Here is a 22,373-nt window from a genome sequence, read left to right on the forward strand (position 1 = left end):
AGGGATGAATATCGTATTATCATAGCGTGTGGTTGATTTCCGTTCCGGCTAAATACTTTCTTGAGAGCGTCATATGAGACGCATCCTTTCTAAAGCATATACTAAGTTAAGATAAAACCCCCTCCATAGCAACGATGCCATGAAGGGGGTAAAACGACATTTTATTTCATTAATTCTTCAATAAATTCAACTGGTACATATGTTTTTGATGGTTCTAATAAAGCTGGTGCTACTTTAAAATAACGAAGTGCTTTATTATAGCCATATTCTTTTTGACCACGTGTAATTGTATAAGATACTGCGCCTTTAGAGATAATAGCGCCTTTTCCTGTTGATTCTACTTTAAAGCCTAACTCTTCGGCAATTAAACGTAATGGGACCATCTTAGTACCTTCAACCTCATAAAAGTCATTGTTAATAATTTCTTGTACAGCAGCTTTAGACGGATCTACTTCACCTTGTTCTTGTGCAATCGTATCTAAAACGACAACTTTTGAAGGTGGAGTTTGTGCTGGAATGCTCATTGTTGTAATTGTGTAGAACACTAGTAAATGTTGCTCTGCTAAATCTTTAGCTTTTACTTTTTTACCAGATAGGCTGAGTAATTCCGTTTCTTTCCCAACATTTAGCTTTAACGTATTATCAGTATTCACTAATTCTTTATTGAAAAAGTCTACTTCACCAATTCCCATTTCTTTTGTTTCAACAATAATTACTTCTGGGTTATATTGTGGTGGATAGATCATAAGCATCGGCTTATTTGCATACGTGTAAGCTGTTACTTGATCACCCTTTTGTAGTTTAACTTCTTTACCTGTATTATCGAAAACTAGTGTCTCGTCATTTACGACAAAAACATTTATATTTTCGTTCTCTTTCACAGTGTAATAGGTTGCATCCTCACGTTTTTCAACATTCTCAATTGTTCCAGCTATTTTAATAAACGTTGGTTGAACTTCTGGATTTTGCTCCTTATTATCAGTAGCATTCGTCACAACTGCTTCTCCTTCGTTTGCTGATGCGGTTGGAGCTACTACAGCGCCCCCGATTAATAATGCTGACATGGCAAATGGTACGACTTTCGTCATTTTCATAAAAAAGCATCTCCTTCATTTCACGAATTCATAGAAGTAGTCGATTATAAAAGAAAAAGGTTACAGCATTGCCAACTTTTTTAGCATTCCCCAAAAAAGCCGCGATTCTTTTACAACGAAAAATCGCAGCTTTTACTTATACTGTTTGTATTGATTTGCGGATATTTCCTTGCTTCGCGTGGGTGTTCGGTCACCTTCCGCGGGTATTTGCTTTCCTTCCGCGGGTATTTGCCTCCCTCGCGCGGGTATTCGCCTTCCTTCCGCGGGTATTTCCTCCTTCCGCGGGTATTCGTCTTCCTTCCGCGGGTATTTCCTCGCCTTCCGCGGGTATTCGCTCTCCTTCCGCGGGTATTTCTCCTCCCCGCGCGGGTATTTCATTGAAACTAGTATTACAAGCATTCCATACAGATTTAATACATGAATTGAAGTAGGTTTAGTATACGCTGTAAAAAGTATTCACGTTCATTTTGCTTTGTTCGTATATCCAAAGCCATATCGGGGAGATCAGTTATGACTCCATTGACATTTTTCCGAATAAAATCATGTAATGACCGATTATTATTCAATGTCCATACGAACAAGTCGATTTTTTGTTGCTTCATCTCTGAGATTAGCTGGTCTGTTACCCACGCTTCCTCTAGCGAAATAAAATCAACAGTTTCATCCATCGGCCCTATATTTAATGCATAGACAATTCCAACGCGTAAGTTCGGTGCCAATTTTTTTATTTGTGACATCATTTGTGGATCTGAAGATTGCACATAATACTTGTCAAGAACCTTGTAAGCTTTTAGTTTTTTTACTAATTTGGGCAATACGTCTTCCGTTTCTTTACCGTGTACTTTTAGTTCAATTAATAAGGAAACATTTAGGGCTTTTGCTATTTCAATAAAATCATCCAATGATGAAATTTTGTCGTTAAAGCCATTAGCATGAATTGTTAACGTCTTTAATTCACCAAGCGTCATATTGGCGATAACACCATTTTTACCTGTGAGTCTTCTTAATGTTCGATCATGAAATACAACGAACTGTCCATCAACGGTTTGTTGAATATCGATCTCGATTAAATCTGCACCAGAACTTGCTGCACTAACAAGGCCGCTAATCGTATTTTCCACATTCCCCTTCGTGTAACCACGATGTGCAATAATTTTTGTATCTGGTGCATAGACACTTTTCTCTAATGAAATACCATTCATCACACTTAATGCGATGAAAACAACCAAAATGATAATAGTTAACGGCTTATAGTTTCTTTTTCTAAATTTCGTTGTAAATCGTGATCTGCCTAAAATAGGCGTATTATACGTAATCGCCACCATTACTTGTGAAATCATTGCTTGCAGTAAACTAAATAACACCCCAAAAACCATTTCTAAAAAAGCAAGAGTAATCGCTGCTGTAACAAGTGCTGTGCTCGGAATCAAACGCTCCAACAAATATAATGGAAAAGTACTTATTAGCGTAATGCCAAGCATCACAAGTAAATGAATTATAATAAGCATGAATATTAATCCAAGTAGGCCCAACAAGCCGCGCTTTGAAAAACGCCAGCTTCGTATGAATGAACGAAGTAATGATATTTTTGGTTGGATTGTAAAAATCGGCATTGCCAAAATGCTACGTATCCCTACTATAACTAAAACTATTGTAATAGCCGCATAGAGTAAACGACCAGAACGAGTGCTCATGATTTCATCTGTCAAAAAATGCGGAAGAGAAATGGCTTGGGTAACTGTTAGTGGAAATATAATTGAAGCTACTGGTAATAAAAGTGCACTATAAATTATAAAAAAAATGACTTGAATACTAAAAAAGGAAAGCGCCTTACGATGGAGTTGCTGCCATATGTGTAAAAATCGATAGCGAGTACCTTTTTGTTGATGAAAGGCCATTATAAAAAGAAAGCCCATTTCATAATAAATAAATAGCAAAATGAGCATTATCAAAAGAATGATCATCAAGATGACAAAGGGATGCCCCACAAAACTTTGAATATTTTGCTCAGTTATTTGCGTGTACCCAGTAACTCGTAGCATTAGCTTAAATACGATAGCTGTTACTGGAACAATTAATAAAAACTGAAATAATTTAATCATTGCCAAACCTTGTATATAATCAAAGCGATACTTATAAATATTGTAGACGGCTTGGCGCATCACTTGTCCAGTTTTGTGCATTTACTCACCCCAGTCATACCTATCGTATCCCCTATCTTAAGCATTTTTACGATTTTTAAAAGCTCTTCGTTAAAGCCATTTATGTAAAATTACTTGAGCTCTTGAAATACAATTTGTCCCATATAATATGCGAGTAAAAATGATAAGATTTCTGTATTTATAGTAGTGCCTAAAAATTTTTTTGAAACTTTTTTGTATGTCACTCAGTAAATAATAAAATCGATACAATTTAAGGGGGCTAATAATTATGATACATACGATTTTTAACTTTAGAGATCTCATTAGTACAACTGTACTTCTTGTAAGTTTCCTCGCCATATTTTTCGTGATGATTAATATGATTAAAAAAATGAAATCGACCGCTCCTCTACCTCCTGAAGAAACACTTCAACAAAAAGTAGACGATTTAACAACACGGGTAAAAGCGCTAGAGCATCGTGTGGAAAATTTATCAGAAAGACAATAGCTCTTAAAAAAATAATTGTTATATGAAAAAACGCTGTAAAGTTATTCTTTACAGCGTATTACACGGTGTTATAAAAATATTAATATCAAGCAACTCCGTACTTTTAGAAATATTAATTCCGAACCAATTATTGCTTATGTAAATAACGATATAGTTTTCATTATGGATAGTATTTCAGATAATTTTCAATGGAACATTATCGGTAAAGAACTTATCCGAGGAAAAGAAAATTTTATTGAAACACTAAAAGAACTCCTAAATAGTAAAGTAGCAGAGCTGTATAATTGCAAAATTATTAACCACGGTTATGATGGTTCTGTAAACGGTACGTTAACATTAGAAAATAATATGATTTATTCCTTCTGTAATGTTTACAAATTCACTAGTTCCCGTAATAATTCGAAGATTAAGGAATGTACTTCTTATATAATCAAATTTCCATATTCCAATTCTTTTAGAAATGAAAATGGCTTTGAACAAACTTCTTTTATCGCAAGCAAAAACGCTGTAAAGTTTATTCTTTACAGCGTTTTTCATAAACGATACGGCCATCCACAACCGTATTTGCCACTTTTACTAGTGGAATATTTTCAATATCTATCGTAAAAAGATCCTCTTCTAAAATAGTGAAGTCTGCTGTATAGCCTTTTTCAATCTTACCTCGAATATCGTCTTGGCCTATTATTTGTGCAGCTCCTACAGTATAAAGTCGTACTGCCTCAAAACGTGATATTTTCTCCTTTGGTCCGTAGCCGTTATGAGATTCTCCCAAATTCCGTCTAGTGACTGCAGCGTATATACCATATAAGGGATTTGGCACTTCAATCGGGGCATCACTACCACCTGCAACGACTAATCCGCGATCTAGTAGCGATTTTAGTGGGTGCAAGCCTTTTGCTCGTTCCTCTCCTAGCCTAGCTAGTTCTGCTGCATACTCGCCCTGCACAAATTGCGGCTGCATATCCACGGCGACTGGTAACTCCGCAAGTTTTTCTAATATCCCTTCATCCACTAAACTACAATGAATAACACGATCTAATTGACCTTTCTGGGGCGGATAGGTAGCAAATACGTTTAAAATTGTTTCAATGGCTAAATCCCCAATGGCATGCACTGCCACTGTTTGTCCATGCTGTCGTGCAAGTTGAACATATTGCTCTAATTGTTCTGTTGAATGGACAAGCATACCGCAATTGCCTGGCTCATCACAGTATGGTTCTCGTAAGGCTGCAGTACGTCCTCCAAAGGCACCATCGATAAAAATCTTCATTGCACCAAACTCTAAATACGGAGAAGATGTTTCTTCCATCTTAGTTACTTCCTTAAATACTGTGTGGTGTTGTAATAAATGAACTTTAAACGATTGCTTGGCCTCGACGATTTTGCGAAAAGCATTTATTGGTTGAATCGGTGGCCCGTAATAGCTTAAATCTTCAGAATGACCGCCCACTAAGCCATATGATTGCAAGGATATTACCGCCTTCTCAAGCGCGTCCTCTATATATTCGAGCGTAATATGGGGCATATGGTTAACAATCATATACAAAGCTGCATCCTTTAAGACGCCTGTTAGCTGACCATCTACTTTTTCAATGACGCCACCTTCTGGTGATGGTGTGTCGTTTGTTATTCCTGCAAATGCCATTGCCTTGGAATTAGCCAAAATTAAATGATGGCAACTACGCTTAATTATTAACTGTGCTTCCCCTAGAGCATCGAGTTCCGCTAATGTTGGGAAAATAGGAGCTTCAAACTGTGTCTCATTAAGCCCTATCGCAATCACCCATTGATCTGCGGGAACTTCCAGAATCCTTTCACGAATAATGGCCAGTAGCTCAGCCTTACTTCTGACGTTCGATACATCAATATGCTTTAATTTCTCCCCGTAGCCAATAATATGTAAATGACTATCGACAAAGCCTGGATACATCACATTTCCTTGTAAATATAGAATAGAAGTAGCTTGTGGCGACAAGCTATCTACTGAGCCTGTCGCCACAATTTTTCCATCTTCTACAAGGACTGCTTCAACTGTTTCGCCAACTTTTGCCATCGTGTAAATTTTTCCACCTGTCCATAACGTTGCCAAAACATTTCCTCCTATGCAATCGCTTCAATTAAATGTGCTCGCTCTAGGCGGCGACGAACAATTACGCCAAACCACCCTGCCATAACGGCTTTCACAATACCTACTATAATAAACGGTGCCGCACCACCCATAAATGCAGCTGTCCAAGTTAAATCTCCAACAATTTTTAACCAAGTCGTTCCAAATGCCAATGTCACAACCATCCCAATGATGTTCGAAGTAATAGCTTGGAAAATTGTAATACCAAATTTATCTAAATATAAGCCCATAATAATTGCTGAGACAAGGAATCCGACTATATAGCCACCTGTAGGCCCAACTAAAATCCCAAATCCTCCAGACATACCACTAAATACTGGGAGACCTGCCGCTCCAAGCATAATATAAATCAATACTGACAACGTTCCAAGTTTTGTTCCTAAAATCGTTACGACTAAGCCTACTGCTAATGTTTGCCCTGTTATCGGAATAAGTGGTAACGGTATCGTTACTTGCGCAAGAACAGCAATAATCGCTGCACCAAATGCCGCTAACACATAATTATATGTACTACTCTTTTTCAAACTAAATTTCCTCCCCTTGTGCGTTAACTATAGATGAAAATAAGTTAACACAAACATAAAGCAAATGAAAACTGTTGTCAATCTATTTCGAAAAATTGCTATAAAAAAAGAAATTACTATAGTAAACTAGCAATTTTTAATCATACGTAAGCTTGTAATTTAAATAAATCTCCAACTATTTGATAAGAAAATCTCACCAAATATAATCTAATTCCAAAATGGTTAGTAAAAAATGTGTAAATTTAATTAGTCACGTATTTATATTGAATGTACGATTCGTTAACATTCTACAATTAATGTTGATTTTTTGACTATAATTAGTCCATTTGGCTAAAAATCGTTCTGAAAAAGACCCGTATTTTGAAAATGAATAATAGGTATCTCAGTCTCCAAACGTGTGCGAGTAAATGGTAGAAATTGTGCCAGCATATATAGTTGGAAGAATGCATATTGTAACATTTTGGTTTATATGGTAACATACTTAAGTATTTTTCCATTATTAAGGAGGTAAGTTATGTTACGCACTGGAATCATTTTTTTAATTTTAGGTTTAGGGGCATTTATACTGCCGCAATTCGGTCTACAATTCAAACTATTTACCGTTTTTAACGACATTTTTGGCGGAGGCGAAACCTATGTCGAAATTGCTCTTGCAGGTATAGGCGCCGTCCTAGTATGCATCCATTTATTTAAAGGAAAGAAGGACAAGTCGTCCGCAGCATAAGAACATGTGATTTTTGGGAGGAAAGTATTTTGAAATCGTTAATTGCAAGACTATTTAAATCAGTAACTGTTATGACTTTAATTATGATGGTGTGTGCGGTTCCCGCATTCGCTGAAGAAGAGCTAAATTGGGTCGAAGGTGGACAGAAAGTTGACGTGGGGACCAATTTAGCGGAACTGGAGTTAGACAGTGATTTTATTTTTCTTAATGCCGAAGATACGAAAAAGTACCTAACGCAGAGCGGAATGGAACCGAGCGGGTCAGAAATCGGCGTGGTTTTTCCAAAGGATGAAAATCAGACTTGGGCCGTTTATTTCGAATATGACGAATCTGGATATATAGAAGACGACGAAAAAGCGGAAATCGATGCTGATGCCTTGTTGGAAAGCTACAAAGAAGGTACGGAAGAAATGAATAAGGAGTTAAGCCCTGAAAATCAATTATTCGTTGACAAATGGGATGTTGCTCCATTCTACGACAACCAATTACATAGTTTGTCGTGGTCTTTATTAGCGCATGATAATCAGAACAACGGTGTTATTAACTACAATGTGAGAATTCTATCCCGCGAAGGCTATATCTCGGCGATACTAGTCTCAGATCCGGCAAAATTGCAGGCCGATCGTATTGTGTTTAACAACAAGATCCTGTCCAAGTTTAACTTAAAGAAGGGTCAGCGCTATGAGGATTTTGACAAAAAAACTGATAAGGTAGCTGAATTCGGCTTGACAGGATTAATTCTTGGAGGTGCGGGTCTAGCAGTTGCCAAAAAAGCGGGCTTTTTTGCTATACTCCTCCCTCTATTGAAGAAGTTCGGGTTCATTATTGTGCTGGCTGTCGGTGCGATTTGGGGCTTTATTCGTAAAAGAATGGGCTTGAAGAAAGAGCAAGCTGAACATTCGGAGGAACTACCGACACAAACGGAGCAATCGGAGCACCCTGCACAAGACCAGGACAAGGACCAAGAGATTGACAAGCAGAAAGTTTAATTTGCATAAGAAATAACCGCTAAACGTTTCTCGAATGTGGTTAAAAAAACAGGAATAATCAAAGCCCCTCCTTATCCTCGTTAGCCGAGTGATTAGGAGGGGCTTTTCATAGAAGTGCCTTATGGCCGAAACCGTAGCGAATATTGCATCCTCTCGACTGTTGTCAATCTAATCTAAAAAAAGAAATTGCTATAGTGAACTAGCAATTTCTCTATACAAATTACCAAAGCGGATCGTTGATAGGATCATCTTCTTGTAAATCAAAGACATATGGTGCTAGTAGTCGATAATAAATAAGAACACCAGCCATAAAGAAAATAGTCCCGATAGCAATATTATCAAAAGTCAAATGCATAAATACCATAAGCGGAATCGGGAACGTTAAAATACCACCCATTTTCATTGATTTTTTTGAGCGATATTGTTTTTTCCCACAATAGGGACATTCGATTTGTCCATTTTTTCGGTACATTTTTCGAGCATGCTTCTCTGACCAAGTTTCCCCACACTCAATGCACACCGGTAGGCCATAGCCTTTCTTGATTAGCACACGTTTAATAATAAAGGCAATACCTACCAAAAAACTAAAAAGCAATATACCTTTTACGAAATCGTTTTGTAAAATTGTCCATAGGCTCCATGTATCCGCTTCTTGCTGTACACTGGCTGCCTGATGACTACCTGAATGTTTATTCTGTGATAATAAATAACTAAAACCAATGGCCAACATCGTAAACGTCGCAAGCACCACACGATATTGCCACGGACTACTTCTTCTTTGTTTCGTTTTACTACGTGCTTTCTGAGCAATTGCCTGTTTTTTCTCATCTGTAAGCTTTATATCTCGAAGTTCTTGTAGCACATCTTCTTTAAATTGATTCATGGCGTAACACCTCCCAATCATAATCACCGATTGCTGTTGCAAGTTGCTTTCTAGCACGCTGTAATCTTGTACGTATTGTTGCTTCTGGACAACATACGAGCTGTGCAATTTCAACTGTCGTCATATCCTCAAAATAATAGAGAATCAGTACTTCCCTATAGGCAACTGATAATGTAAACAATGCCTCTACTAGCTCTCGTTTTGTGGACTTAGCAAGATATTCTTTTTCAGGCGTGACTGCTGTCGTACGTCCTGTTATTTTTTCAAAGAGTGTCAGTCGTTTACTTTTCCAGCTGCGTAAATAATCATGGCTTCGATTGACCGTCATTTTCACTAAATATGTACGTAATGATGCTTCTTGACGAAATTGCTCCTGCTTTTGATAAAAGGCGATAAACACATCTTGCACAATGTCCTCAGCTGTTGCTTCATTTTTCACATATAAATAAGCAACCTTTAATAAATAATCACCGTGCTCTGCAATAATATTTTCAATATCCATCGCTGTCCTCACCTACTTTCTATACTACTGACGGACGTCACTTCATTTCCGATTCATTTTTTTAAAAATTTTTTCAAAAGAAAAGAATCTGCGAAACTCCAACGACTATACGTTGGAATGAAGCAGATCCTTTTTGATCGATACTAAATATTTGCACTTACACGCCAGTACCAGTCATCTGACTTATTTAATTACGATTCCCCGCACCACTATATTGATTAAAAACAGTGATTTGGTTACGACCATTGCGCTTTGACGTATATAGTGCTGTGTCCGCATTATGGATCAGCGCCTCAACAGTGGCAATCTGACCTTGTTTATTCGTACTTACGCCAATACTAAATTCCAACTGAACGGTCTCATCATTAATTGTTAAGGACAGAGAGTTTAATGTTTGATAGAGATTTTCGGTTATCGTTTGAATAGATTCACCATCCGGTAATTGACTAAGAACAATAAACTCATCTCCGCCAAAACGAGCAACGATCGACTCAAATGATTGAAAATAATCCTTTAATGTAGTTGCTGTAATCGTTAAAGCATCATCACCAAATAAATGACCATTAGCATCATTAATTTCTTTAAAATGGTCTAAATCAATCATCATTAATGCTAAGTGCTGATTTTCTATCGAAGCTTTCTTCAGCATTTTTTCTGCATTCTCATCAAAATAACGTCGATTATAAATATTCGTTAACGGATCAATGTAAGAAGTTTTTTCAAAATGTTTTTTCTGGTCATTATACTCCATCTCAAACAATAAATGAGTATAATTTTCCCTTTGTATTTCCAATAGAATGTTAATATATTCCTTTTGTATCGAGCACAATACAAGCTTATTCCCTTGTTCTTCTATTAGCTTCACTAAAGAATTATATATAGTTTGAAGCATAGACAAATCATTATTTTGTAAGGCATAGTGTTTCGACTTTTGATACAAATCAATGGCCTCGCTAATGCGCCCCTGTTTTTCACAAAGCAATGCATAGGCATTTATTACCTCCAATTGTAACTTGGAGTAAGGTGGTTTCTTAATCGTCACTAGCAATTCTTGCAATAATTCATTTGCTTCATCAAATTCCTCCAAGCAAATTTGTGCAACAGCTAAGTTTATTTTTGAATAAATAATCCCTGAATAAGGATTTTCATGCTTTGTCTCAAAATAATTGGCATAGTATAAGCTCTTTAATGCAAAATCCTTCGCTTTTTGATAGTTCCCTAAAGAGTTTTCTAAGTCGCTTAAATTATTATAAATTTTCCCTATGCTATCTGTATGTTGAATACGCTCAGCAATCTCTAGCCCCCTGATCATAAACTCTTTCGATTTCTTTATATGGCCGAATGTCCCCCAATAAATGGATGCTAAAATATAATGATGGATCAAATCGATATCATCGCCATATTGGAAGGTTAATTCTCGATATTGCTCTAGCACACTAATGGATACTTGCAAATCACCTGTTTGGAAATAGCTTGCACAGCTATAGCGTAATAACAGGATTGCTTTTTTATACATACCAAGCTCAATAGCGCTTTCAATTGCGACACTACTTAATTCTATATATTCTATAAAGCGATTCGCTTCATACAATTCATTGAGCGTAATCCATAATTCTTCAAACTCCAGTGTGTTCATACCGCCCCTCCTTAAAGTAACCCCTACTTCTTTAATACTATCTTTACGAGCTTAATATTACAATTCCTCAGACTCATTTATTTTCAAATTTATGAGTAAAATTAACCTCAAAATTCCATTCAGTGATTCATTTATCCTAAAAAGTTGTGATTCCACCTGTAAAATGACTCTTTTTATAGGGGGAATATTTAAGATACCATAAAAACCATAATTTTCCGATAAATAAAAAAACAGACTCTTCTCGAACGAGACTTGAAAAAGGTGGGGATGGCTAGATATGTGTGGATCATCACCATAATGTAAGGTTGATTTCCGTTCTGGCTAGCTACTCTCCTAGGAGCTTCGGGGCAACAGATTTTTGTGCGAAAGTGTAGCGCCAAGGTAGCGGGAGCAACAACAACAGGACGTGATGGTTTTGCTAAAATCAACTATTCTTAATCACTAAATGAATTTATTTAAAGAAATCAAACCTCGTCATAAAGAAAGCGTTCCCACAAAAGTTCAAATGCTGAGATTCGCCGATTATATTATCATAACGCTTATTGTAAAGATTCTTTAATACCTAAAAGCTTTTTTGACTAAGACATACCATACCGTAACCTACTTTACACAAAATGACTGTTTCACTTAATTTTTAAAAATTTCAATTATCGTATTGACCTTAGAGCATACTCCAATGTTAGGATAAATTTAGGAGGTGCTCACATGCATATAAAACAGTTTGCAGCAAAGTATAATTTATCTACTGATACCGTACGTTACTATGAAAAAGAAGGATTACTACATCCGAATAAACAGGACAATGGTTATCGCGTGTATGACGTCACGTGTGAACATACAATTAAATTTATTTTAGTATTAAGGCAGCTTGGCTTCACATTACAAGAAATCAATCAACTCCTTACACTAGAGCAAAAGCCCACTTCAGATTCCTGCAATCAAGAGACTGTACAGCTTTTCTCTGCAAAGATCACTCATATTGAGCAGCAGTTATATTTTTATGAGCAGGCACTGCAATCCTTACGGCTCACTCAAACATTAATGGCTGAAGGAAAATACGCTGAAAATAAGTTAATCATCGGTTCACTTATTGAGGATATGTATAATAAATTACAAGAAGGAAGTGTTCATCATGAAACTACGTAAAATTATCTCATCGGAATATTTAATAGCACTTTTAGTAACTGTATTTTTCTACTGGCATTTTGAATTTTCGTTCCTATATTTTGTACTACTTTTATTACTACCTGATATAACGATGTTAAGCTATATAGTAAACACTAAAGTTGGCGCGTTATTTTACAATATTGGCCACAGTTTAGTCCTGCCAGGGATTCTCTTGATTATAGGCTTTGTCATTGCATCATCACCGCTACTAATGGCTTCTATAATTTGGTTAGCTCATATATTTTTAGATCGTGCACTAGGCTATGGTTTAAAATATGATGAAGCCTTTACAAAAACTCATTTACAACAAATAGCATAAGTGAGAAGTTGAGACTCTAACAGTTAACGGTATTTTATCAGCGATGAGCGTTCTCTTTCGTAGTTCTGTTCACTTTATTAGCATTTAAGTTTACCCTTTTAAAAATCAATTTTTCGGAGGGATTATATGGTGTTGAACTTAGTTCTTCGCTTTCTATTAGAAATTTGCGTGTTAATGGCTTATGGATATTGGGGTATACAAACTGGGAAAGGTATGTTCTTCAAGCTCCTACTTGGGGTTGGAGCACCCGCTTTGTTTGTAGTTCTTTGGAGTATGTTTGGTTCACCCAAAGCAACATTTCCATTGAGTGGGATTTCGCATTTTATGTTTGAATTTGTGATATTCTCGCTAGCTGTCATAGCACTATATGCTACAGGTCAAACAAAATTAGCTTATGTATTTGCTATACTAATCATCATTAATCAGATTTTATTGTCCGTTTTTAATCAACGCTAAAAAAATCCACTGTTTTAAAAGTGGATTTTTAGCTTTTTTGAAGGTATGTGTATACCGTTGTAAGATTAGCTTTAATACCGTTTACTCCCTTCCACTCCCTATACGTTTTAGATACATCAAATTCAGAAATAAAATCCTCCAGTGACAACTTATGTTGAAGGGCCTCTTTTGCTCGTTGAGTCATATAAGATAAATAATCAATTAACGTATCGCATGCAGTCAAATCTGCAACATTACCATGACCAGGAACAATTATATTTATATCGATTTGTTTAACTCGCTTTAATATGTTCAAAAATTCTTCAGGGTCATAAATCGGGACATGTAAATCTTCTGTCACTATATCCCCCATAAAAGCTATTTTTTCTTTAGGTAAGTACATAAATGTATCACTCGGTGAATGTCCCCCACCTAAACAGTATAATTCCACAGTTTTATCGGAACCTGTGATAGTCAATTTTTCTTCAAACAACATGGATGGCAACACAATTTGTAATTGAGATAAATCATCCAACACCTTCGACATTTCTTGATATTGGTTGATTAAACTCGTTTTTATAATGATGTCCTCTGTTGAATCAATTTTACTTTTTAGCTGAAGCAGGTATTGATTCATATCCTGCTTTTCCTTCTCGTAGTCTTCAAACTTATTCTTTTCTTTGCACAATTTCTCCGTTGCATATGTAGAAATAATTGTTGTATCCGAAAATACTTGATTCCCAAAAACGTGATCCCCGTGATAGTGACTGTTAATCAAATACTTTACTTTCTTACCGGTTAAACTTTCAGCTTGGCGTCTCAACTCTTCTCCCGCTGAAGGAGTACTTAGCGAATCAAAAACTAGAAGTTCTTCACCTAAATCAATGATTCCCGCATTACTCCAAGCACCTTGACCTGGTTTAGCAACCGCAGCATATACACCGTCACATAAATTATGCAAAGTAAAATAGTTTGTTTCTATAATCTCCCGTCCCATTCATAGTTCCCCCTAAAGTTTTTACATATTATAGCATTTATACCTATAGATTAATCCAGAAAAAAAATCCACTCTTTTTCTAGAGTGGATTTTCCTCATATTAGATGAGTCGCTTAATCTTCGTTTCATATAGTGCAACTATTAGTATGCCGCCAAGTATAGGCGTTAAAGAGCTAAAACTGAAATAATAACCTTCATCACTGTATTGTCCTAAGAAATGAAATTGCAGCCATGGAACACCGTATGTTTCACCTACACCGTATAAAAAAACTGTGCTAAATAAAAACAATGCAAGACATTTGATAAATTCATTTCTTTTCATTTCAATTCACCTCATTTAACGATGATCATTTGTTCTGCATAGGCTTTAAGGTCTTCAATTGCTCGCTCAGGGTTTTCATTCATAATGCCATATTGATAGCCATTTTCCTGCCAGCCAATATAACGGAATTTCTTCTCGTCCATGGCAGACCCTTTTTGACCTCGGATGTCTATTTCTTTTTCACCAAAAGTGGGATCAACCTCTGGTGCACTACCACTTGCTTTAAAAACAGTTACTGAAATTTCTTTCTGACTGTTCTTTGTATAATTAAAGGTATACTCTGAACGACCTTCTATCCCTTTATCTAATGAAATATCCTCCAAAATCAATCCATTTTCTTCTGGCACCATTAAAAATTCACCAAGCTCTCCCTTCACTGTATCAAGTGTTACTGACTCAGATTCTTGCGTGCTAATTTCCTCCACTTTTGCATCCTTTGGAATATCAATTGTAAATTGTGCATCATCAATTTTTGCACTGTCATCTAGTTTCGTATATTCTGATGTCATTTTATTTCCAGCACTATTCGTTATTGTTTTTAACGTCACCCAAGTTTTTTTATCAATCCATACTTCAATATCACCTACTAAAGTATCGTCTTTTTTAGCTTTCGCTACAATTTTATACGTATCTCTTCCAGCAATCTTCTCCTCCCCTGCAATTTTCACATCATGTGTATCCTTTACAATATTGAAAAGTGATTCTGCCTGATCTCTTGGTGATTGAAATAAATCCGGACTACTTTCATCCATATCCATTTTATGAACAGTGTTTTTTACAACATCATATAAAGTGACTTGTGAGCCATTGTTGACTGTGATAATATGCTCACCGTTTTCAGCTGTTATCTCAACACGTCGTTTACCATCTTTAGTCCACTCCTTAACTTGAGCTTTTCCACCAATTTCCCCCATATCCATTTTGTATTCAGCGTAATAAGTAAGTGGCTCTTTCGTTTCCTGTAACGCTTGGTCAATAATTTCCTGAGGTGAAAATGATCCCTCCGTATTACAACCCACTAAGCTAAATGTTAAGGCAGCAACTAAACCTGCTGCACGTAATGATTTTTTCCAATTCATCATCAATTCTCTCCTTTTAATGGTGGCAACCAGCAAAGTACAGCTGTTCCATAGCCTTCTTTTGATACAAGTTCTACTGTCCCACCATGCTTTTCTATTATTTGTTTTGCTATATTTAATCCTAGTCCAGTTCCGCGCTCCCCAGCCTTTGTTCTTGCTGAATCTGCTTGGTACATGGGCTCGAATAATTTCTCAATATCCTCTTTTTTTACACCTTGCCCGCTATTTTGCAAGATGATATACATACCATCTTGTTTTTTTAGAGCTGGCCGTACAAAATCAAAGCTCCAAACCGGACATTCTCCAGCATTCATGGCAGCTAAGCCTATCGTTGTACCTAGTGCTCCATAGCGCCAAGCATTACTTATTAAATTGTCAATCACCCGTTGAAGCTGCTTTGGATGCACTGCATACATACCTACTATGTCACAAGTGACTTCAAGCATAAATCCTCGATCCTTACATAGTTGCTCATAATCAGATAGTGCCATTTCAAAAAACTCGGCCCCATCTACTGCAACAAGGTCTAAATGATAGCTTGTGGATCGCAGTAAAGTGAACATTAGTAAATCCTCTAGCATCTGCTTCATCGTTTCAGACTTTGTTAAAATAATTTGTCGGTATTCGTCTTGCTGTTCTTCTGATAACACCTTGCTTTGTAAAGACTCGGCATACGCTTGAATAGCTGTAAGAGGGGTTTTCAAATCATGGGAAATACTTGCAATCATTAGCTCCTTTTGCTGTTGTTCTACTTTTAAATGAGCTCGTGCAGTTTCAATTTCGTCCTGCATGGCAAGGAAGGTTTGAGCAAGGTCTCCAATTTCATCTTTTCTTGCTACTAAATTCGATTCCACATGTTCCCCCTTTGCAAAAGCACGCATTTGCCTCATCAGTTCATGTAACGGCCGATTTAATTTACGGTTAAGCAGCATCATAACTGCGAAATAAATAAGGAGGAATAATAGTATAGAGCTAACTATTACAAGCCACGAACGGCTTTCTACACCTTTTACCCAATCCGTCCGAACTAATTGAATTTCATATACCCCAAGTAATTCCGCATCTTGATAAACAGGTTCTTTATACGTAAAGGCATTGTAATTTTGCTTTAGTTCATATAAACCTTTTAAAATAGTATTCATAGATTCATAATCTGGTTTCAATGGATTTGAGGAATACAAAAGAATGCCTGATTTCGAGTAAAGTGTAATGGCGAGTTGATCATTCGATAGTGCTTTAATATCTTGTATATCCGCGTTTTTTTTATAATGCTCAGGATTTTCAAGAACAGATTTCACCTGATTAAGCTCGGTCATTTTTTCGAAATATTCAACAACGCTTTTATCTTGATAATAGGCATTAATCCACACATAAAGGCTATAAGCACCTGTTATCGGTAACACCATCACGATGAAAAAAGTGATGAGTAACCAAGTTTTTATTTTCATAGCGGTTCACCTATAAAACGGTAGCCCTTGCCCCAAACTGTTTGTATATAATACGGTGTTTTAACTGGGTCCTTTATCTTTTCTCGTAGCGCCTTTATATGTACTGTGACAGTATGTGTTTCATCTACGCTAGCCTGTTGCCAAATATGCTGATATAACTCTTCTTTTGAAAAAGTTTGGTTTGGATTTTTCGCAAGTAGTTTTAACAGCGCAAATTCCTTCTGTGTTAAAGTAAGCTCTTCATCATGAAGGCGCGCTGTTTCCTTTTGCCAATCAATTTTTAAGCCTTGTGCAAAGGATGTAACATCTTCTGTTAATTCTTTTTTCGTATAACGTTTCCAACGACGTAAGTGTGAGGCAACACGTGCCTTTAACTCCTCTAAGCTAAACGGTTTCGCAATATAATCATCAGCGCCCTGCAAGCCCTCAACCTTATCAGCCTCTTCCTTACGTGCACTCATCATTAAAATAGGTACATCACTTTCCCAACGAATATTTTGACAAACCGTCAGACCGTCCATCTCCGGTAACATCCAATCGACTAACACTAAATCGAAAGTATCCGCTTGAAAATCAGCTAACCCTTCAAGTCCTGTTGTTGCCCAAGTAATTTGGTAACCTTCTTGCTCAAGCGTTTCCTTCACAATACGTCCAATCGCCGTATCATCCTCAATCACTAATAGCTTTTCTTTCATCTGATTTCCTCCTGCATTAACCTTACTATGTAAAAAGACATTTTTTTTGAACTTTATACTTTCTTTATAATTACCATAGATCTGCCTTTCCGTCACTTCTCGTTTTTTATCCGTCGCTTCGAGCGGGCCTTCCGTCACTTTGCCTTTTCTTTCCGTCGCTCAGTCCTGCCTTTCCGCCACTCTAGCTGGACTATCGCTCGCTTCGCCTTTCAATCCATCAATCCTACCAATAAATCAAATAAAAAAGGAATGCACGCAAAATGTGCATTCCCTCATTATGTTAGAAAAATAAACTTAATATATAGTAAATAGCTGCAGCCATGACTGCGGAAATTGGCATCGTGATCACCCATGTTGTTACAATTTTCCGTGCCATGCCCCATTTAACACCTTTTACACGATGTGCTGTACCTACACCCATAATAGATGAAGAAATAACATGTGTTGTAGATACTGGCAAGTGAATCAATGTCGCACCGAAAATGATGGATGCAGAAGCAAGGTCTGCTGCAACTCCATTTACTGGACGGATTTTCATGATCTTACCACCGACTGTTTTGATGATTTTATAACCACCTACAGAAGTACCAAGACCCATTGCCAATGCTGCTGCAAAACGTACCCAAAAAGGAATATCATCTGTATGATGCAAGCCTCCTGCAATTAAAGCTAGCGTAATAATCCCCATCGCTTTTTGCGCATCGTTTGTGCCGTGAGTAAATGATTGTAAAGCTGCTGTACCAATTTGCATTGTCCGGAAGCCTTTATTCGTTCGATATAAGTTCATATCCTTAAATAATACTTTGAATAAAGACATCATTAAGAAACCACCTGCAAACGCAAGTAATGGTGAGAAAATAAGTGCCTGAAGGATTTTTATAAAGCCGCTATAGTTCAATACATTGAAGCCTGCCGCTGCAATAGCAGCACCTGCTACAGAACCAATCAAAGTATGCGATGAACTAGACGGAATTCCAAAGTACCACGTGACTAAGTTCCATGTGATTGCTGATAATAATGCCGCTAAAATAACGACAGAACCTGTAGTATCTCCAATATAAGAATTTAAGCTGAACGGGTCAACAATATCCTTTGTTAAAGCTTTCGCTACCCCAACGAATGTAATAGCTCCAATGAAGTTCATAACCGCAGCCATATATACTGCTGTACGTGGCTTCAATGCCCTTGTTGATACAGAAGTTGCGATCGCGTTGGCTGTATCATGGAAGCCGTTAATAAAGTCGAACACAAGTGCAAATATAACGACTAATATTGTTATCAGTAATATCGTATCCATTTCGTACTCTCCATCTTACGCGTTACGCATAATTATTGTTTCAATTGTATTTGCTACTGTTTGACAGCTGTCTGCTATATCTTCAAATTGTTCGTAAATACTTTTAAACACCATGATGCGCATTGGATCCTTTTCTTGAATAAATAATTGCTTCATTGAAGAACGGAAAATTTCATCACATTCACGCTCATAGTCCTTAATTTGAATAGCATGTTTACGCATTTCAACAAGCTTTTTACTATTTAATAGCTCCATTGCTTGGACCATTTCGTCTGTGCTTTTCGCAATATATGTTAAGAATTGGCGCATCGGCTCTGTCACTTCTGTTAAATTATACATATCAAAATGAGCAATACAGCCTTCCATGCCATCAATAACATCATCTAATTTATTGGCAAGTGCTAAAATATCCTCACGCTCAATTGGTGTCATAAATGACTTATTTAACATTACAATAAGTTCGTGAATTAATTTATCTCCACTTGTTTCATAGTCCTTCATTGTGTCTGCGATTTCTTTTAGTCCATCTATATTTTGAATACGTGCATTATGCGCATAATAAATACCTTCTTTGACGTTTTTAGAAATATTTAATAATGCTTTAAAAAATGGATCTTGCTTGTTTGAGTTGAACATCATGTTCCTCCTGTTGAATAAATATTGTCGATTTCTGCAATCATCATAACAAAACTTTCACATACTTCTACAGATTTTTAAACATAAACGAGTTGAATTTACAAAAATGTAATATAAAATTCGCCACAATTATTTCTAGGTACTTTTCCAAGTTGAAAACGTTGGAAACTCAATAACAAAAATGAACGTTTTTTCTTTAAATATACCCATTTTTTCTTTTATTTTTATAAAAATACTTGAAAAACTTTTTTCCTTCTATTTTTTTCATCTTTATAAATGTTAAGGAATTGTAAACGAAATTTACATTAGAAATGAAAAACTCCATTGTCATTTATTACAATTCGCAGTACTGTTATAAGAAAAGTGTAACTTACACAATATGCGTTAAAGAAGGTTGTGAGTATCATACATATGGACATCGATTTACTATCACTTGTAATACTTTTAGTACTCGGCTTTATCGCATCCTTTTTAAATGCGATTGTCGGTGGCGGAGGGTTAATTTCATTACCTGCGCTTATGGCGGTTGGTTTACCGCCAAGTACAGCGATTGCCACAAACAAACTCGCCAATACAATTAGCAACGGGACTAGCATGTTAACTTTTTTACGAGCTGGCAAGGTCGATGTAAAAAAGAATCGAAAAATAATACCTTTTATTTTTATTGGTTCGTTCATTGGTGCCTATACTGTGCATCTTGTATCACCGGCTATTTTAAAGCCTCTAATGCTTGTTATGCTCGTCCTTGTTACCACTTATACGGTTTTAAAAAAAGATTGGGGACAGCAACCTGAAGAGCGGATATTAAGTACTAGAAAGAAAGTCATCTTTGTTGGCGCTTTTGCAGCTGTTGGCTTTTACGATGGTTTCTTCGGACCTGGCACTGGTTCTTTTTTTATTTTCATTTTATTAATGATAGGCAATGATTTCTTGCAGGCCGCCGGTAATGCTAAAGCCTTTAATTTCACATCGAACTTAGCTGCACTGGCTATGTTTTTACTATTAGGAAAAGTTAATTTTTTATACGGTCTTCCTATGGGCTTTGTCATGATCTTTGGTGCCATATTGGGTTCAAAATTTGCACTGAAGCGTGGGACAAAAATGATGCGTATTATTTTTATCATCATGACTTGTACATTAATTGTCAAAAATGCATGGGATTATTTCATCACCCACTAAGTAAAATACTACCAATTTCATTAATGAAATTTATCAGCCAATTGACAAAAATTATTAGCGTGCTATAATTCTTTTAGGCTTCACCGCGTTGAAGCGAAGAAGTAACTAGTAGGAGGATTAGCATGTTTCGAATTGAAGCAAAGAGTAACCCTCGATTTATCGAGGCAAGCTTTATTATACTTTTAATTATTGCCGTGATGGCATACAGTATTGGGTATTTAAAGGCGACACCCCATATACCTATTTTTCTTGTCATTTCACTTTTAATTGCTTATGGATTACTAAAGAAAGTTCCGTTCCGTGAGCTTGAAACTGGTATGGTTGCTGGTGCAAGTGCTGGACTTGGGGCAGTTTTTATTTTCTTCTTTATCGGTATTTTAATTTCTAGTTGGATTATGGGTGGCACAATTCCAACACTTATCTACTATGGCTTTTTAACTGTTTCACCAAGCTTTTTCTTTGCCATCGTATTTTTAATTTGTAGTATCGTCGGTGTATCAGTTGGGAGTTCTTTAACGACTGTTGCGACAGTGGGCGTTGCTTTTATGGGGATTGCTGGTGCAATGGACATCTCTTTAGCTATAACGGCTGGTGCGATTGTTTCCGGTGCTTTCTTTGGGGATAAAATGTCTCCCCTATCGGATACAACAAATCTTGCATCTGGTACAGTTGGTGTTGATCTTTTCGAGCATATTAAAAATATGGGTTGGACAACGATTCCAGCTTTCGTGATCTCATTCGTCCTTTATGCAATCATTTCGCCAACAGGAGGAAATACTTCATTTGAAACAGTTGAGCTTTTTAAAGAAGGCTTACTGTCAACTGGACTTATTCATTGGTATACATTATTACCAATTGCCGTTCTCGTTATTATGACTTTTTATAAAGCACCTGCACTTATCACACTCGCAGTTGTCTCCATTCTTGGTGTCGTACTTGCCTACATACAAGAACCGATTGCCTTATCGAATGTCTTTAAAATCCTTTTTGAAGGCTATGTATCTACTACGGGATATAAAGATGTTGATGCACTACTGTCTCGTGGTGGTATGAACAGTATGCTATTTACAATTGCCTTAGTCTTATTAGCATTAACAATGGGCGGTCTACTATTTACGCTCGGCATTATTCAAAGTATTTTAGCGAAGGTCGAAAGCTTCTTTAAAAGCGCTGGCTCTGTTATTACGGGTGCTGCCATTACAGGGATCGGTGTGAACACATTAATTGGTGAGCAATATTTATCTATCCTACTAACGGGTGAAGCTTTTAAAGCACAGTTTGCAAAGGTTGGACTTGCCCCTAAAAACCTTTCCCGAGTTATGGAGGATGCAGGGACTGTAGTCAATCCTCTTGTTCCGTGGAGTGTTTGTGGTATTTTTATTGCTAGTGTACTAGATATACCAACAACATCTTACTTGCCATTTACCTTCTTCTGTCTACTCGGACCAATTTTGACGATCCTTTTTGGTTGGAGCGGTAAAACATTAACAAAGCTTGAAAAATAAGATTGGTAGCTGATGAATGAAATCGTCAGCTACCTTTTTTCTAGAGCATGAAATGAAATAAAATTGCTAGTAGCAGATTGGAATATGTAGCAACTTTTCTCGATAATGCAGTGATATTTATCTAAAGAAACAAAAAGAGTATGCTTTGAAAAACTGTTCAAAACA

23 protein-coding genes are annotated in these 22,373 nt (G+C 36.7%); 9 read left to right on the top strand and 14 right to left on the bottom strand.

Annotated features, from left to right (window positions below; all coding sequences use genetic code 11):
- Positions 1-161 precede the first annotated feature (161 nt).
- Positions 162-1,094, bottom strand: coding sequence for a stalk domain-containing protein (locus ACFTQ7_RS22095; protein WP_386831165.1), 933 nt, complete (start codon positions 1,092-1,094; stop codon positions 162-164).
- A gap of 68 nt (positions 1,095-1,162) precedes the next feature.
- Here ACFTQ7_RS22095 and ACFTQ7_RS22100 point away from each other — a divergent pair, with 68 nt between their 5' ends.
- Positions 1,163-1,525 carry a hypothetical protein gene (locus ACFTQ7_RS22100; RefSeq protein ID WP_386831167.1) on the top strand — a complete coding sequence of 121 codons (363 nt, stop codon included), beginning with the start codon at positions 1,163-1,165 and terminating at the stop codon, positions 1,523-1,525.
- Here ACFTQ7_RS22100 and ACFTQ7_RS22105 read toward each other — a convergent pair.
- Positions 1,505-3,277, bottom strand: a complete 1,773-nt coding sequence (locus tag ACFTQ7_RS22105; protein WP_386831169.1) for a glycerophosphoryl diester phosphodiesterase membrane domain-containing protein — start codon at positions 3,275-3,277, stop codon at positions 1,505-1,507. The two genes, ACFTQ7_RS22100 and ACFTQ7_RS22105, sit on opposite strands and share 21 nt — an antisense overlap.
- Positions 3,278-3,524: 247 nt before the next feature.
- Between ACFTQ7_RS22105 and ACFTQ7_RS22110 the strand changes: the two genes are divergently transcribed.
- Positions 3,525-3,743, top strand: a complete 219-nt coding sequence (locus ACFTQ7_RS22110) for a hypothetical protein (protein ID WP_386831171.1) — start codon at positions 3,525-3,527, stop codon at positions 3,741-3,743.
- Between the two features lie 514 nt (positions 3,744-4,257).
- Here ACFTQ7_RS22110 and ACFTQ7_RS22115 read toward each other — a convergent pair.
- A complete protein-coding gene (locus ACFTQ7_RS22115) occupies positions 4,258-5,832 on the bottom strand; it encodes an amidohydrolase (RefSeq protein WP_386831173.1) in 1,575 nt (524 codons plus the stop codon).
- An 11-nt stretch (positions 5,833-5,843) separates the two neighbouring features.
- Positions 5,844-6,395 (bottom strand): biotin transporter BioY, encoded by a 552-nt coding sequence (locus ACFTQ7_RS22120; RefSeq protein ID WP_386831175.1) that lies wholly within the window; start codon positions 6,393-6,395, stop codon positions 5,844-5,846.
- Positions 6,396-6,909: 514 nt separating this feature from the next.
- Between ACFTQ7_RS22120 and ACFTQ7_RS22125 the strand changes: the two genes are divergently transcribed.
- On the top strand, positions 6,910-7,119 hold the full coding sequence (locus tag ACFTQ7_RS22125) for a hypothetical protein (protein WP_349658541.1): 210 nt from the start codon (positions 6,910-6,912) through the stop codon (positions 7,117-7,119).
- A 29-nt stretch (positions 7,120-7,148) separates the two neighbouring features.
- Positions 7,149-8,108 carry a DUF2167 domain-containing protein gene (locus ACFTQ7_RS22130; protein ID WP_386831177.1) on the top strand — a complete coding sequence of 320 codons (960 nt, stop codon included), beginning with the start codon at positions 7,149-7,151 and terminating at the stop codon, positions 8,106-8,108.
- A 220-nt stretch (positions 8,109-8,328) separates the two neighbouring features.
- Here ACFTQ7_RS22130 and ACFTQ7_RS22135 read toward each other — a convergent pair whose 3' ends face one another.
- The 3 genes from ACFTQ7_RS22135 to ACFTQ7_RS22145 form a co-directional block, all read right to left on the bottom strand.
- Positions 8,329-8,991 carry a TIGR04104 family putative zinc finger protein gene (locus tag ACFTQ7_RS22135; RefSeq protein WP_386831179.1) on the bottom strand — a complete coding sequence of 221 codons (663 nt, stop codon included), beginning with the start codon at positions 8,989-8,991 and terminating at the stop codon, positions 8,329-8,331.
- Positions 8,978-9,493, bottom strand: a complete 516-nt coding sequence (locus tag ACFTQ7_RS22140) for a sigma-70 family RNA polymerase sigma factor (RefSeq protein WP_079560250.1) — start codon at positions 9,491-9,493, stop codon at positions 8,978-8,980. The genes ACFTQ7_RS22135 and ACFTQ7_RS22140 overlap by 14 nt, the downstream gene beginning before the upstream one ends.
- A 187-nt stretch (positions 9,494-9,680) precedes the next feature.
- Positions 9,681-11,129, bottom strand: coding sequence for a tetratricopeptide repeat-containing diguanylate cyclase (locus ACFTQ7_RS22145; RefSeq protein WP_386831182.1), 1,449 nt, complete (start codon positions 11,127-11,129; stop codon positions 9,681-9,683).
- Between the two features lie 705 nt (positions 11,130-11,834).
- Between ACFTQ7_RS22145 and ACFTQ7_RS22150 the strand changes: the two genes are divergently transcribed.
- From ACFTQ7_RS22150 to ACFTQ7_RS22160, 3 genes are all read left to right on the top strand, one after another.
- Positions 11,835-12,275 (top strand): MerR family transcriptional regulator, encoded by a 441-nt coding sequence (locus ACFTQ7_RS22150; RefSeq protein ID WP_386831184.1) that lies wholly within the window; start codon positions 11,835-11,837, stop codon positions 12,273-12,275.
- Positions 12,262-12,615 carry a DUF4260 domain-containing protein gene (locus ACFTQ7_RS22155; protein ID WP_386831186.1) on the top strand — a complete coding sequence of 118 codons (354 nt, stop codon included), beginning with the start codon at positions 12,262-12,264 and terminating at the stop codon, positions 12,613-12,615. Before ACFTQ7_RS22150 ends, ACFTQ7_RS22155 begins: the two co-directional genes overlap by 14 nt.
- Positions 12,616-12,741: 126 nt before the next feature.
- Positions 12,742-13,071 (top strand): YrdB family protein, encoded by a 330-nt coding sequence (locus ACFTQ7_RS22160; protein ID WP_386831188.1) that lies wholly within the window; start codon positions 12,742-12,744, stop codon positions 13,069-13,071.
- A gap of 28 nt (positions 13,072-13,099) precedes the next feature.
- Here the strand turns inward: ACFTQ7_RS22160 and ACFTQ7_RS22165 are convergent, their stop codons facing one another.
- From ACFTQ7_RS22165 to ACFTQ7_RS22195, 7 genes are all read right to left on the bottom strand, one after another.
- On the bottom strand, positions 13,100-14,047 hold the full coding sequence (locus ACFTQ7_RS22165; RefSeq protein WP_386831190.1) for an MBL fold metallo-hydrolase: 948 nt from the start codon (positions 14,045-14,047) through the stop codon (positions 13,100-13,102).
- A gap of 100 nt (positions 14,048-14,147) precedes the next feature.
- Positions 14,148-14,369, bottom strand: coding sequence for a hypothetical protein (locus tag ACFTQ7_RS22170; RefSeq protein WP_349658549.1), 222 nt, complete (start codon positions 14,367-14,369; stop codon positions 14,148-14,150).
- 11 nt (positions 14,370-14,380) lie between these two features.
- Positions 14,381-15,451, bottom strand: coding sequence for a LolA family protein (locus ACFTQ7_RS22175; protein ID WP_386831192.1), 1,071 nt, complete (start codon positions 15,449-15,451; stop codon positions 14,381-14,383).
- Positions 15,451-16,896, bottom strand: coding sequence for a HAMP domain-containing sensor histidine kinase (locus ACFTQ7_RS22180; RefSeq protein ID WP_386831194.1), 1,446 nt, complete (start codon positions 16,894-16,896; stop codon positions 15,451-15,453). Before ACFTQ7_RS22180 ends, ACFTQ7_RS22175 begins: the two co-directional genes overlap by 1 nt.
- Positions 16,893-17,591, bottom strand: coding sequence for a response regulator transcription factor (locus ACFTQ7_RS22185; RefSeq protein WP_386831196.1), 699 nt, complete (start codon positions 17,589-17,591; stop codon positions 16,893-16,895). Before ACFTQ7_RS22185 ends, ACFTQ7_RS22180 begins: the two co-directional genes overlap by 4 nt.
- A 280-nt stretch (positions 17,592-17,871) precedes the next feature.
- Complete coding sequence (locus tag ACFTQ7_RS22190) at positions 17,872-18,888, bottom strand: inorganic phosphate transporter (protein WP_386831198.1); 1,017 nt, start codon at positions 18,886-18,888, stop codon at positions 17,872-17,874.
- A 15-nt stretch (positions 18,889-18,903) separates the two neighbouring features.
- Positions 18,904-19,524: a DUF47 domain-containing protein gene (locus ACFTQ7_RS22195; RefSeq protein WP_349658851.1), complete on the bottom strand. Its 621-nt coding sequence runs from the start codon at positions 19,522-19,524 to the stop codon at positions 18,904-18,906.
- Between the two features lie 411 nt (positions 19,525-19,935).
- Between ACFTQ7_RS22195 and ACFTQ7_RS22200 the strand changes: the two genes are divergently transcribed.
- Both ACFTQ7_RS22200 and nhaC read left to right on the top strand, forming a co-directional pair.
- Positions 19,936-20,703: a sulfite exporter TauE/SafE family protein gene (locus ACFTQ7_RS22200; RefSeq protein ID WP_386831200.1), complete on the top strand. Its 768-nt coding sequence runs from the start codon at positions 19,936-19,938 to the stop codon at positions 20,701-20,703.
- Positions 20,704-20,825: 122 nt separating this feature from the next.
- Positions 20,826-22,208 (top strand): Na+/H+ antiporter NhaC, encoded by a 1,383-nt coding sequence (gene nhaC / locus ACFTQ7_RS22205; RefSeq protein ID WP_386831202.1) that lies wholly within the window; start codon positions 20,826-20,828, stop codon positions 22,206-22,208.
- Positions 22,209-22,373: the final 165 nt, after the last annotated feature.

Origin of the sequence: Lysinibacillus sp. NPDC056959 (genome assembly GCF_042674095.1) — a bacterium.
Lineage (GTDB): Bacteria > Bacillota > Bacilli > Bacillales_A > Planococcaceae > Lysinibacillus > Lysinibacillus zambalensis.